The 12,718-nt window shown below is 71.8% G+C and carries 11 protein-coding genes; all 11 read right to left on the bottom strand.

Going from position 1 to position 12,718, the window contains the following annotated elements:
- The coding region (gene metK, locus ACSNOD_RS20155; protein ID WP_436768380.1) for a methionine adenosyltransferase at nucleotides 1–962 on the bottom strand (962 nt) is incomplete at its 3' end.
- Between the two features lie 351 nt (nucleotides 963–1,313).
- Entirely contained in the window at nucleotides 1,314–2,516 is a 1,203-nt protein-coding gene (coaBC, locus tag ACSNOD_RS20150; RefSeq protein ID WP_436768379.1) for a bifunctional phosphopantothenoylcysteine decarboxylase/phosphopantothenate--cysteine ligase CoaBC, read from the bottom strand.
- 234 nt (nucleotides 2,517–2,750) lie between these two features.
- Nucleotides 2,751–3,023: a DNA-directed RNA polymerase subunit omega gene (gene rpoZ / locus ACSNOD_RS20145; RefSeq protein ID WP_003982715.1), complete on the bottom strand. Its 273-nt coding sequence runs from the start codon at nucleotides 3,021–3,023 to the stop codon at nucleotides 2,751–2,753.
- A gap of 60 nt (nucleotides 3,024–3,083) precedes the next feature.
- Nucleotides 3,084–3,662 (bottom strand): guanylate kinase, encoded by a 579-nt coding sequence (gene gmk, locus ACSNOD_RS20140; protein WP_436768378.1) that lies wholly within the window; start codon nucleotides 3,660–3,662, stop codon nucleotides 3,084–3,086.
- Between the two features lie 38 nt (nucleotides 3,663–3,700).
- The gene (locus ACSNOD_RS20135) at nucleotides 3,701–4,024 is read right to left on the bottom strand and encodes an integration host factor (RefSeq protein ID WP_436768377.1); all 324 of its coding nucleotides are present in this window, start codon (nucleotides 4,022–4,024) and stop codon (nucleotides 3,701–3,703) included.
- Between the two features lie 271 nt (nucleotides 4,025–4,295).
- Nucleotides 4,296–5,147, bottom strand: a complete 852-nt coding sequence (gene pyrF, locus ACSNOD_RS20130; protein ID WP_436768376.1) for an orotidine-5'-phosphate decarboxylase — start codon at nucleotides 5,145–5,147, stop codon at nucleotides 4,296–4,298.
- Nucleotides 5,144–6,256 (bottom strand): quinone-dependent dihydroorotate dehydrogenase, encoded by a 1,113-nt coding sequence (locus ACSNOD_RS20125; RefSeq protein ID WP_436768375.1) that lies wholly within the window; start codon nucleotides 6,254–6,256, stop codon nucleotides 5,144–5,146. Before ACSNOD_RS20125 ends, pyrF begins: the two co-directional genes overlap by 4 nt.
- 92 nt (nucleotides 6,257–6,348) lie before the next feature.
- A complete protein-coding gene (carB, locus tag ACSNOD_RS20120) occupies nucleotides 6,349–9,672 on the bottom strand; it encodes a carbamoyl-phosphate synthase large subunit (RefSeq protein ID WP_436768374.1) in 3,324 nt (1,107 codons plus the stop codon).
- Nucleotides 9,665–10,804: a glutamine-hydrolyzing carbamoyl-phosphate synthase small subunit gene (carA, locus tag ACSNOD_RS20115; RefSeq protein WP_436768373.1), complete on the bottom strand. Its 1,140-nt coding sequence runs from the start codon at nucleotides 10,802–10,804 to the stop codon at nucleotides 9,665–9,667. Before carA ends, carB begins: the two co-directional genes overlap by 8 nt.
- Nucleotides 10,801–11,388: a hypothetical protein gene (locus ACSNOD_RS20110; protein ID WP_436768372.1), complete on the bottom strand. Its 588-nt coding sequence runs from the start codon at nucleotides 11,386–11,388 to the stop codon at nucleotides 10,801–10,803. Before ACSNOD_RS20110 ends, carA begins: the two co-directional genes overlap by 4 nt.
- On the bottom strand, nucleotides 11,385–12,680 hold the full coding sequence (locus ACSNOD_RS20105) for a dihydroorotase (RefSeq protein ID WP_436768371.1): 1,296 nt from the start codon (nucleotides 12,678–12,680) through the stop codon (nucleotides 11,385–11,387). Before ACSNOD_RS20105 ends, ACSNOD_RS20110 begins: the two co-directional genes overlap by 4 nt.
- Nucleotides 12,681–12,718 lie beyond the last annotated feature (38 nt).

Below are 12,718 nucleotides of genomic sequence, written 5' to 3'. Positions count from 1 at the left end.
CCGATCGCGTAGGCCACCTGGACCTCGCAGCGGGCCGCGAGGCCGGCCGCGACGACGTTCTTGGCCACCCAGCGCATCGCGTACGCGGCCGAGCGGTCCACCTTCGACGGGTCCTTGCCGGAGAACGCGCCGCCGCCGTGGCGGGCCATGCCCCCGTAGGTGTCGATGATGATCTTCCGGCCGGTCAGGCCGGCGTCACCCATCGGGCCGCCGATCTCGAACCGGCCCGTCGGGTTCACCAGCAGCCGGTAGCCCTCGGTGTCGAGCTTGATGCCGTCCTCGACGAGCTCCTTCAGGACGTGCTCGACCACGAACTCACGGATGTCCGGAGCCAGCAGCGAGTCCAGGTCGATGTCGGAGGCGTGCTGCGAGGAGACGACGACCGTGTCGAGACGGACCGGCTTGTTGCCGTCGTACTCGATGGTGACCTGCGTCTTGCCGTCCGGGCGCAGGTACGGGATGGTGCCGTTCTTGCGGACCTCGGTGAGCCGGCGGGACAGCCGGTGCGCGAGGTTGATCGGGAGCGGCATCAGCTCCGGGGTCTCGTCGCAGGCGTAGCCGAACATCAGACCCTGGTCGCCGGCGCCCTGCCGGTCCAGCTCGTCCTCGTCGCCCTCGACCCGGGTCTCGTACGCCGTGTCGACACCCTGGGCGATGTCCGGCGACTGCGCGCCGATGGACACCGACACCCCGCAGGAGGCCCCGTCGAAGCCCTTCTTCGACGAGTCGTAGCCGATCTCGAGAATCTTGTTGCGGACGAGGTTGGCGATCGGGGCGTAGGCCTTGGTCGTCACCTCACCGGCCACGTGCACCAGACCGGTCGTGATCAAAGTCTCCACGGCGACCCGCGACGTGGGGTCCTCCTTGAGGAGCGCGTCGAGAATCGTGTCGCTGATCTGGTCAGCGATCTTGTCGGGGTGGCCCTCGGTCACGGACTCCGAGGTGAACAGGCGGCGGGACACATCGCTCCCTGGGGTTGCAGCGGCTGCTGGCTCATCATGAATGGACCGGTCGGGAGCTGCGCCCGACGCGGTGCCGTGACCAGTTTATCCGGCTCACCCGCTCTTCGGACACGTGTCTCGATTCTTGGCGACGCTGTGACCTGCGGCACTGCCCTCGGAGGGGGCTCCGGGCAGTCGAAGTCAGGCGTGTTCGGTCGTTTTCGGGCGCGATCGCTCGACGGAACGATCAGAACCGGAACCGGCCCCTCGACCCACGAGCCGCAGGCACTCCGTACCGGCTCCCGGCCGAGCCGCGGCCGTTCGCCGCGGCCGCGCCCGCACTCGTACCGGAACCGGCCCCCGTACCCGCCCTCAGCCGAGCCGCGCCCCCACCAGGTCCCAGACGACGTCGGCCAGCGCGTCCTTGGGGCCGTGCGGCACCGGCGTCTCCGAGCCGTCGGCGCCCAGCACGACCGCCTCGTTCTCCTCGGAGCCGAAGGTCTTCCGCTCCCCCACCTCGTTGACGACCAGCAGGTCACAGCCCTTGCGGGCGAGCTTGGCCCGGCCGTTGGCCAGCACGTCGTCGGTCTCGGCGGCGAAGCCCACCACGACCTGGCCGGGGCGCGCCCGCTCGGCGGAGAGCTCGGCCAGGATGTCGGGGTTGCGCACCAGCGCGACGGGGTCGGGCTCCACCCCGTCCCGCTTCTTGATCTTGCCGGTGGCGTAGTGGGCGGGCCGGAAGTCGGCCACGGCCGCGGCCATGACCACGGCGTCCGCGTCCGCCGCGGCCGCGAGGACGGCCTCGCGCAGCTCGACCGCCGTACCGACCCGCACCACGTTTACACCGGCCGGGTCCACCGGGTCGGTGTTCGCGGCGACCAGCGTCACCCGGGCGCCCCGGGCCGCGGCCGTACGGGCGAGGGCGTACCCCTGCTTTCCGGAGGAACGGTTCCCCAGGTAGCGCACGGGGTCGAGCGGCTCACGGGTGCCACCGGCGCTGACCACCACATGGCGCCCGGCCAGGTCCGTGCCCCGGGCGCCGCCGGCCAGCACCCGGCGGCAGATCTCGAAGATCTCGGTGGGCTCGGGGAAGCGCCCCTTGCCGGTGTCGACGCCGGTGAGGCGGCCCACGGCGGGCTCGATCACCACGGCGCCCCTGCGGCGCAGCGTGGCGACGTTCTCCCGGGTGGCCGGGTGCTCCCACATCTCGGTGTGCATGGCGGGGGCGAAGACGACCGGGCAGCGCGCGGTGAGCAGGGTGTTCGTCAGCAGGTCGTCGGCGAGCCCGTGGGCGGCCTTGGCCAGCAGGTCGGCGGTGGCCGGCGCGACCACGACCAGCTCGGCGGCCTGGCCGATCCGCACGTGCGGGACCTCGTGGACGCTCTCCCAGACATCGGTGGCGACGGGGTTGCCGGAGAGCGCGGACCAGGTGGCCTCTCCGACGAAGTTCAGCGCGGCGGCCGTCGGCACGACCCGCACATCGTGGCCCGACTCGGTGAGACGGCGCAGCAGCTCGCACGCCTTGTAGGCGGCGATCCCGCCGCTCACCCCGAGGACGACCTTGGGCTTGTCCATCACATCTCCCCACACCGTGGCCCGCTCGGGCCTGGCCGGCCCGCTCCTGCGAAGGGCCGTCTTCCCTCATCCTGCACCCCGCGCGCGGCACGGCACCCACCGGCTCCGGGCGCCCCCATGACACCCGGCGGCCCCACGACGCCCACCGCGCCCCGGACACAGCACAGGCCCGGCGGATGCTCCCGCCGGGCCTGTGCTGTGCAGATCTGGGCTGTGCCGTTTACTGCTTACTGCTTACTGCGCCGGGCCCTCGACGGCCTCGGAGGTCAGCAGGCCGGCGTTGATCTCCCGCAGGGCGATCGACAGCGGCTTCTCGTGGACGTGGGTGTCCACCAGCGGACCGACGTACTCGAGCAGGCCCTCACCGAGCTGCGAGTAGTAGGCGTTGATCTGACGCGCGCGCTTGGCCGCGTAGATCACGAGGCTGTACTTCGAGTCGGTCGCCTCGAGCAGCTCGTCGATCGGCGGGTTGATGATGCCCTCGGGCGCGGTGATGGAAGAGGACACGCTCTACCTTCCGAAAAGGGGGAAAAGACGGTGTGACATCGGGGTCCGGGGCCCGCGGCGTCAGCCGCCGATCTCCCGCTCCCCGGTAATACCCAGCAAGGCTAGCAGCTCACGGGAGACATCCTCGACGGAGGTGTTCACCAGCGTGGTGTCGAACTCCGACTCGGCGGCGAGCTCGACCCGCGCGGCCGCCAGCCGGCGCTCGATGACCTCCGGCGGCTCCGTGCCCCGGCCGGTGAGCCGGCGGACCAGCTCCTCCCAGCTCGGCGGGGCGAGGAAGACCAGCCGGGCCTCCGGCATGGACTCGCGGACCAGCCGGGCGCCCTGGAGATCGATCTCCAGCAGCACCGGCTCCCCGGCCTCCAGCTTCTCCAGCACGGCCCGCCGGGGCGTGCCGTAGCGGTTGCCGGCGAACTCGGCCCACTCCAGCAGCTCACCGTTGGCGATCAGCTTGTCGAATTCCTCGTCGTCGACGAAGAAGTACTGGACGCCGTGCTGCTCGCCCGGGCGGGGCTTGCGAGTGGTGGCCGAGACCGAGAGCCAGACCTCGGGGTGGACTGTGCGCATATGGGCGACGACCGTGCTCTTGCCGACCCCCGAGGGGCCGGAGAGCACGGTCAGCCGCGGACGTTCCTTCATGCAGCGATTATCCAGGTTCTCAGGAGTGCCTGAGAACGTCAGGAGGCGGCGCCGCCGAACTCACGCTCCAACGAGGCGATCTGGTTGGAGCCGAGACCGCGCACCCGGCGGCTCTCGGAGATGCCGAGCCGCTCCATGATCTGCTTGGCGCGGACCTTGCCCACGCCCGGCAGCGACTCGAGCAGGGCGGAGACCTTCATCTTGCCGACGACGTCGTTCTCCTGGCCCATCTTGATGACCTCGCTCAGCGAGGCGCCGGAGTGCTTGAGCCGATTCTTGACCTCGGCGCGCTCCCGGCGAGCCGCGGCGGCCTTTTCGAGCGCGGCTGCGCGCTGTTCAGGGGTAAGGGGCGGAAGAGCCACGCCTACGTCACCTCGGATGTCGAACTGTCGGATACGGACCGGTGAGGAACCTAGTCGCCCCTCACCTGCGGAGCAACGAGCAACGCGGTTGCACGTTCGCTACACGTTCGCTCTCGTCGGAGACTAGCGGCCGATGCCGCTCCAGTCAGCGAGAACGGACGAAAAGTCCTGGTCAGCTGTGCTCCGACCCGGACATTTCGCACATTTACCCCCGGTTTTGGCCGACAATTGTTCAACAAGAGCGGGGGCGGGGGCGCGGCCCCGCCTTCGGCTACGCGTTCGAGACGGCCGCGTGCACCTCGTCGGCGAACCGGGCCGCCGCCTCGCGCAGCGCGGCCTGGTCCGGACCGTGCCGCAGCACGCCCCGGCTGACATTGGGCACCACATCGCCCACCGCCGTACCGAAGACGCCGGGCAGATCCGCGGGGGTGGCGCCCTGGGCGCCGATGCCCGGAGCCAGCAGCGGGCCGTTGATCGCCAGGTTCGCCGCCGCGTCCCCGAGGGTGGCGCCGACGACCGCGCCGACCGAGCCCAGCGGGGCGGCGCCCGCGTTCTCGGCGGCGATGTGGTCGAGCACCACCTGGGCCACCGACCGGCCGTCGGCGGCCGTGGCGCGCTGCACCTCGGCGCCCTCGGGGTTGGAGGTCAGGGCGAGCACGAAGACGCCGCAGCCGTGCTCCCGGGCCAGGTCCAGCGCCGGGCGCAGCGAGCCGAAGCCGAGGTACGGGCTGACGGTGACCGCGTCCGAGAAGAGCGGGGAGGCCGGGTCCAGATAGGTGGCGGCGTAGGCGCCCATGGTGGAGCCGATGTCGCCGCGCTTGGCGTCCATGAGGACCAGGGCGCCGGCGTCCCGGGCGTCCGCCACGGCCCGCTCCAGGACGGCGATGCCGCGCGAGCCGAAGCGCTCGAAGAAGGCGGACTGCGGCTTGAGCACCGCGACCCGGTCGGCGAGCGCCTCGACGACCGTACGGGTGAAGCGCTCCAGGCCGGCGATGTCGTCGGACAGGCCCCAGGCGGTGAGGAGGGAGGCGTGCGGGTCGATGCCGACGCACAGCGGGCCGCGGGTGTCCATGGCGCGGCGCAGCCGGGCGCCGAACGGCTCCGGAGGGGTCACGGTGGTCATGCGGCGGCCTGCTTCCGGGTCTCGGCGCCGACGGCCTCGGCGAGGGTGGCGTACGGGCTCGCGGCGAGGCGCTCGGCCAGCCCGCGGTGGATCTCGCGGCACCAGAACGGGCCGCGGTAGATGAAGGCGCTGTAGCCCTGCACCAGGGTGGCGCCGGCCAGGATGCGCTCCCAGGCGTCGTCGGCGGTCTCGACGCCGCCGACGCCCACGAGGGTGAGCCGGTCGCCCACCCGGGCGTACAGGCGGCGCAGCACCTCCAGGGAGCGGGCCTTGAGCGGCGCCCCGGACAGGCCGCCGGTCTCGGCGGTCAGCGCGGGGTCGGCGGCCAGGCCCAGGCCCTCGCGGGCGATGGTGGTGTTGGTCGCGATGATGCCGTCCAGGCCCAGCTCCACGGCGAGGTCGGCGACGGCGTCGACGTCCTCGTCCGCGAGGTCGGGGGCGATCTTCACCAGGAGGGGGACGCGGCGGTCGGTGACCGTGCGGTCCGCCGCCTCGCGCACGGCGGTCAGCAGGGGGCGCAGGTGGTCGACGGCCTGGAGGTTGCGCAGGCCGGGCGTGTTGGGCGAGCTGACGTTGACCACGAGGTAGTCGGCGTGCCGGGCCAGGCGCTCGGTGGAGGCGACGTAGTCGGCGACGGCCTCCTCCTCGGGCACGATCTTCGTCTTGCCGATGTTGACGCCCACGGTGGTGCGGAAGACGGCCTCGCGGGCGGCGAGCCGGGCGGCGACGGCCGCCGAGCCGTCGTTGTTGAAGCCCATGCGGTTGATCAGCGCGCGGTCCTCGACGAGCCGGAAGAGCCGCTTCTTGGGGTTGCCGGGCTGCGGCTCGGCGGTGACGGTGCCGATCTCGACGTGGTCGAAGCCGAGCATCGCCAGGCCGTCGATGCCGGCGGCGTTCTTGTCGAAGCCGGCGGCGAGCCCGAAGGGACCGTGCATCCGCAGGCCCAGGGCCTCGGTGCGCAGCGCCGTGTGGCGGGGGGCGAGGACGGCGGCGACGAAGGTCCGCAGGACGGGCACGCGGGCGACGCGCCGAATCCAGGCGAAGGCCAGGTAGTGGGCCTTCTCCGGGTCCATCCGCCGGAAGATCAGGTCGAAGAGGAGCTGGTACATCGGGTGCTTTCGACTCGAAGGGCTCGAAGGGCTCGGGGAGCTCGTAGGGCTCGGAAGGAGGGGGACACCGGCCGGTGTCCCCCTCGTCACTGCTACTGCTCCTCGCGGGCCGCGTTCAGCCGCTCCGCGTGTTCCTGGAGGGAGCACACCCCCACCTCGCCGCGGGTGAGCGCCTCGATGCCCTGTACGGCGGCGGCGAGCGCCTGGACCGTGGTCAGGCACGGGACGCCCCGGGCGACGGCGGCGGTGCGGATCTCGTAGCCGTCGAGCCGGCCACCGGTGCCGTACGGGGTGTTGACGATCAGGTCGACCTGACCGTCGTGGATGTACTGGACGATGGTCTTCTCGCCGTTGGGGCCCTCGCCCTCGCTCTGCTTGCGGACCACGGTGGCGTTGATGCCGTTGCGCTTGAGGACCTCGGCGGTGCCGGAGGTGGCCAGCAGCTCGAAGCCCATGGCGACCAGCTCGCGCGCCGGGAAGATCATCGAGCGCTTGTCGCGGTTGGCGATGGAGACGAACGCCCGGCCCTTGGTGGGCAGCGCGCCGTACGCGCCGGCCTGCGACTTGGCGTACGCCGTGCCGAAGACCGAGTCGATGCCCATGACCTCGCCGGTGGAGCGCATCTCCGGGCCGAGCACGGTGTCCACGCCGTGGCCCGAGGCGTCGCGGAAGCGCGACCAGGGCATCACGGCCTCCTTGACGGAGATCGGCGCGTCCATCGGCAGGGTGCCGCCGTCGCCGTGCCGGGGCAGCATGCCCTCGGCGCGCAGCTCGGCGATGGTCGCGCCCAAGGAGATCCGGGCGGCGGCCTTGGCGAGCGGCACGGCGGTCGCCTTCGAGGTGAAGGGGACGGTGCGGGAGGCGCGCGGGTTGGCCTCCAGGACGTAGAGGATGTCCCCGGCCATGGCGAACTGGATGTTGATGAGTCCGCGGACGCCGACGCCCTTGGCGATGGCCTCGGTGGAGGCGCGCAGCCGCTTGATGTCGAAGCCGCCGAGGGTGATCGGGGGCAGGGCGCAGGCCGAGTCGCCGGAGTGGATGCCGGCCTCCTCGATGTGCTCCATGACGCCGCCGAGGTAGAGCTCGGTGCCGTCGTAGAGGGCGTCGACGTCGATCTCGATGGCGTCGTCGAGGAAGCGGTCGATGAGCACCGGGTGCTCGGAGATCAGACCGGCGTGCCGCTCCAGGTACTCGGCGAGCGAGGGCTCGTCGTACACGATCTGCATGCCGCGGCCGCCGAGCACGTACGAGGGGCGCACCATGACCGGGTAGCCGATCTCGGCGGCGGTCTCCTTGGCCTCGGCGAAGGAGAAGGCGGTGCCGTACTTGGGCGCGGGCAGCCCGGCCTCGGTGAGCACCCGCCCGAAGGCGCCGCGGTCCTCGGCGGCGTGGATGGCCTCCGGCGGGGTGCCGACGATCCGTACGCCGTTGTCCTTGAGGGCCTGCGCCAGGCCCAGCGGGGTCTGGCCGCCGAGCTGGACGACGACGCCGGCGACCGGTCCGGCCTGCTGCTCGGCGTGGACGATCTCCAGTACGTCCTCCAGGGTGAGCGGCTCGAAGTAGAGCCGGTCGGAGGTGTCGTAGTCGGTGGAGACGGTCTCCGGGTTGCAGTTGACCATGACGGTCTCGTACCCGGCGTCGGAGAGCGCGAAGGAGGCGTGGACGCAGGAGTAGTCGAACTCGATGCCCTGGCCGATGCGGTTGGGGCCCGAGCCGAGGATGATCACGGCGGGCCTCTCGCGCGGCGCGACCTCGGTCTCCTCGTCGTAGGAGGAGTAGAAGTACGGGGTCTTCGCGGCGAACTCGGCGGCGCAGGTGTCGACCGTCTTGTAGACGGGGCGCACGCCGAGGGCGTGCCGGACCTCGCGGACGACGTCCTCGCGCAGGCCCCGGATGCCGGCGATCTGCTGGTCGGAGAAGCCGTAGCGCTTGGCCTCGGCGAGCAGCTCGGGTTCGAGCTTCTCGGCGGCGGCCAGCTCGTCGGCGATCTCCTTGATCAGGAAGAGCTGGTCGACGAACCAGGGGTCGATCCGGGTGGCGTCGAAGACCTCCTGGGGGGTGGCCCCGGCCCGGATGGCCCGCATCACGGTGTTGATGCGGCCGTCGGTGGGGACGCCGGCGGTGCGCAGCAGCTCGGCCTTGTCGCCGAGGTCCGCGGCGTCGCCCGAGAAGTCGAACTGGGAGCCCTTCTTCTCCAGGGAGCGCAGGGCCTTCTGGAGGGCCTCGGGGAAGTTGCGGCCGATGGCCATGGCCTCGCCCACCGACTTCATGGTGGTGGTGAGGGTGGCGTCGGCGACCGGGAACTTCTCGAAGGCGAAGCGGGGCACCTTGACCACGACGTAGTCGAGCGTGGGCTCGAAGGACGCCGGGGTCTGCTCGGTGATGTCGTTGGGGATCTCGTCGAGGGTGTAGCCGACGGCGAGCCGGGCCGCGATCTTCGCGATCGGGAAGCCGGTGGCCTTGGAGGCCAGCGCCGAGGAGCGGGAGACGCGCGGGTTCATCTCGATGACGATGACCCGGCCGTCCTCGGGGTTGACCGCGAACTGGATGTTGCAGCCGCCGGTGTCGACGCCGACCTCGCGGATGACCTCGATGCCGATGTCGCGGAGGATCTGGTACTCGCGGTCGGTGAGGGTCATCGCCGGGGCGACGGTGATCGAGTCACCGGTGTGCACGCCCATCGGGTCGAAGTTCTCGATGGAGCAGACGACCACGACGTTGTCGTTGCGGTCGCGCATCAGCTCCAGCTCGTACTCCTTCCAGCCGAGGATGGACTCCTCCAGGAGCACCTCGGTGGTCGGGGAGAGCGCCAGGCCCTGGCCGGCGATGCGGCGCAGCTCCTCCTCGTCGTGGGCGAAGCCGGAGCCGGCGCCGCCCATGGTGAAGGAGGGGCGGACGACCACGGGGTAGCCGCCGAGCGTCTCGACGCCGGCGAGCACCTCGTCCATGGTGTGGCAGATGACCGAGCGGGCGGACTCGCCGTGGCCGATCCGGGCGCGGACGGCCTCGACGACGGTCTTGAACTGGTCGCGGTCCTCGCCCTTGTGGATGGCCTCCACGTTGGCGCCGATCAGCTCGACGCCGTACTTCTCCAGGGTGCCGGCCTCGTGCAGGGAGATCGCGGTGTTGAGCGCGGTCTGCCCGCCGAGGGTCGGCAGCAGCGCGTCGGGGCGCTCCTTGGCGATGATCTTCTCTACGGTGTCCGGGGTGATCGGCTCGACGTAGGTGGCGTCGGCGATCTCCGGGTCGGTCATGATCGTGGCCGGGTTGGAGTTGACCAGGACGACCCGCAGCCCCTCGGCCTTGAGCACCCGGCAGGCCTGGGTGCCGGAGTAGTCGAACTCGGCGGCCTGACCGATGACGATCGGGCCGGAACCGATGACCAGGACGGACTGGATGTCGGTGCGCTTAGGCACGCTGGCCCTCCATGAGCTTCACGAAGCGGTCGAACAGGTACGCGGCGTCGTGCGGACCGGCAGCTGCTTCGGGGTGGTACTGAACGCTGAACGCCGGGCGGTCGAGGAGCCGGAGCCCCTCCACCACGTTGTCGTTGAGACAGACGTGGGAGACCTCGGCCCGGCCGTAGGGGGTCTCGGAGACGGTGTCGAGCGGGGCGTCCACGGCGAAGCCGTGGTTGTGCGCGGTGATCTCGACCTTGCCGGTGGCGCGGTCCTGCACGGGCTGGTTGATCCCGCGGTGGCCGTACTTCAGCTTGTAGGTGCCGAAGCCCAGGGCGCGCCCGAGGATCTGGTTGCCGAAGCAGATGCCGAACAGCGGGGTGCCCCGCTCCAGCACGCCGCGCATCACGGAGACCGGGTGATCGGCCGTGGCCGGGTCACCGGGGCCGTTGGAGAAGAACACACCGTCGGGCTCGACCGCGTACACGTCCTCCATCGTCGCGGTGGCGGGCAGCACGTGCACCTCGATGCCGCGCTCGGCCATCCGCTGCGGGGTCATGCCCTTGATGCCGAGGTCGACGGCGGCGACGGTGAAGCGCTTCTCGCCGATCGCCGGGACGACGTACGGCTCGGTGGTGGCCACCTCGGCGCTGAGGTCGGCGCCCTTCATCTGGGGGGCGGCCTGGACCTTGGCGAGCAGGGCGGCGTCGTCGGCCAGGGCCGGGCCGGAGAAGATGCCGACGCGCATGGCGCCGCGCTCGCGCAGGTGGCGGGTGAGGGCGCGGGTGTCGACACCGCTGATGCCGACGACGCCCTGGGCGGCGAGCTCCTCGTCGAGGCTCCGCACCGAGCGCCAGTTGGAGGGGACGCGGGCGGGGTCGCGCACCACGTAGCCGGAGACCCAGATCCGCGCGGACTCGGGGTCCTCGTCGTTGACGCCGGTGTTGCCGATGTGCGGGGCGGTCATGACGACCACCTGGCGGTGGTACGACGGGTCGGTCAGGGTCTCCTGGTAGCCGGTCATGCCGGTGGAGAACACGGCCTCGCCGAAGGTCTCCCCCACGGCCCCGTAGGCGCGGCCGCGGAATGTCCGGCCGTCCTCCAGGACGAGTACGGCGGGGGTCTTCGTCCCCCGGGTGGAGGTGGTCATCGTGCGCCTTCCGTTGTGGTGTTCAGGTGGTGCGGGGCCGCCCCGAGGGCGGCGATCCAGTCGGCGTGCCCGGCCGCGCGGTCGGCGCGGAAGCCGGAGTCGATCAGCTTGTCGCCGAGGCTCCAGGTGATCACCAGCAGGCCGCCCTCGGCGAGGACCTTGCCGGCGATGCCCTTGTCGAGCCGGGCGCCGCGCAGGTCGGCGGCGGGCACGAAGAAGTCGCGGGCCCCGGGGCGGACGACGGCCAGCCCCTCGGGGTGGAGGGTGAGCTCCACCCGGCTGCGGGTGCCCAGGCCGTGGGCGACGATCCGGTCGAGCCACTGGCCGGCGGTGGTGGAACCGTGGTAGCGGCCGGTGAGCGTCAGCCGCGCCTCGCCGGTGCCCTCCGGCACCGGGCGCGGCTCCGGCAGGTCGGACTGGAGGGTGCCGCGCCACTTCCAGCCCTCGCGCATCAGCCAGTAGACCAGCGCGATGAAGAGCAGCAGACCGACGACCCAGCCGATGCGCGCCGCCCAGTCCGTCACCTCCTGCGACTTCTGCTCGCCGGCGAGGGTGACCGCCAGATGCGGTGTCAAAGGTGTCACGTCAGCTTCCCGTCCACGACCGTTGCCCGGCCCCGCAGGAAGGTGTGCGTCACACGGCCCGGCAGCTCGCGGCCCTCGTACGGGGTGTTGCGGCTGCGGGAGGCGAAGCCCGCGGGGTCCACGACACCACGGTATGCCGGGTCGACCAGGACGAGGTTCGCGGGCTCGCCCGCGGCGATCGGCCGGCCGTGGCCCGCCAGCCGCCCGATGGCGGCCGGGCGCGCCGACATCCGGTCCGCCACCCCGGCCCAGTCCAGCAGCCCGGTCTCGACCATGGTGTGCTGGACGACGGAGAGCGCGGTCTCCAGGCCGACCATGCCCATGGCGGCCGCGCCCCACTCGCAGTCCTTGTCCTCGTGCGGGTGCGGGGCGTGGTCGGTGGCGACGCAGTCGATGGTGCCGTCGGCGAGCGCCTGGCGCAGGGCCATGACGTCGGCCTCGGTGCGCAGCGGCGGGTTCACCTTGTAGACGGGGTTGTACGTGCGCACCAGCTCGTCGGTGAGCAGCAGGTGGTGCGGGGTGACCTCGGCGGTGACGTTCCAGCCCTTGGACTTGGCCCAGCGGACGATCTCCACGGAGCCGGCGGTGGAGAGGTGGCAGATGTGCACCCGGGAGCCGACGTGCGCGGCGAGCAGCACATCGCGGGCGATGATCGACTCCTCGGCGACGGCGGGCCAGCCGCCGAGGCCCAGCTCGGCGGAGACGACGCCCTCGTTCATCTGGGCGCCCTCGGTGAGGCGGGGCTCCTGGGCGTGCTGGGCGATGACGCCGTCGAACGCCTTCACGTACTCCAGCGCCCGCCGCATGATCACCGCGTCGTCGACGCACTTGCCGTCGTCGGAGAAGACCCGCACGCCGGCGGCGGAGTCGTGCATGGCGCCGAGCTCGGCGAGCTGCTTGCCCTCCAGGCCGACGGTGACGGCGCCCACCGGCTGCACATCGCAGTAGCCGGACTCCCGGCCCAGCCGCCAGACCTGCTCGACGACGCCGGCGGTGTCCGCCACGGGGAAGGTGTTGGCCATGGCGTGCACGGCGGTGAAGCCGCCGATGGCGGCGGCCCGGGTGCCGGTCAGGACCGTCTCGGAGTCCTCGCGGCCCGGCTCGCGCAGATGGGTGTGGAGGTCGACCAGGCCGGGCAGCAGGATCGCGCCGTCCGCCTCGACGACGGTGGCGCCCTCGGTGTCGGCGGCGCTCAGGTCGGTGCCCACGGCGGCGATGGTCTCGCCGCTGATCAGTACGGACTGCGGCTCGCCGCCCAGCACCTTGGCACCACGGATCAGGATCTTGCTCATGCTTACTTGCTCTCCTCGGTACGGGCGGCGGCGGGGGC

It is taken from the genome of Streptomyces sp. URMC 123 (assembly GCF_051386515.1).
GTDB lineage: Bacteria > Actinomycetota > Actinomycetes > Streptomycetales > Streptomycetaceae > Streptomyces.
Note: the sequence above shows the minus strand (reverse complement) of the source record. Positions and strands in the feature narration are given on the sequence as shown.

Excerpts from the sequence above, each read along its gene's own strand:
- coaBC (WP_436768379.1), bottom strand. The coding sequence starts at position 2,516 with ATGGACAAGCCCAAGGTCGTCCTCGGGGTGAGCGGCGGGATCGCCGCC.
- pyrF (WP_436768376.1), bottom strand. The coding sequence starts at position 5,147 with ATGACCACCGTGACCCCTCCGGAGCCGTTCGGCGCCCGGCTGCGCCGC.
- carA (WP_436768373.1), bottom strand. The coding sequence starts at position 10,804 with ATGACCACCTCCACCCGGGGGACGAAGACCCCCGCCGTACTCGTCCTG.
- ACSNOD_RS20125 (WP_436768375.1), bottom strand. The coding sequence starts at position 6,256 with ATGTACCAGCTCCTCTTCGACCTGATCTTCCGGCGGATGGACCCGGAG.
- gmk (WP_436768378.1), bottom strand. The coding sequence starts at position 3,662 with ATGAAGGAACGTCCGCGGCTGACCGTGCTCTCCGGCCCCTCGGGGGTC.
- ACSNOD_RS20105 (WP_436768371.1), bottom strand. The coding sequence starts at position 12,680 with ATGAGCAAGATCCTGATCCGTGGTGCCAAGGTGCTGGGCGGCGAGCCG.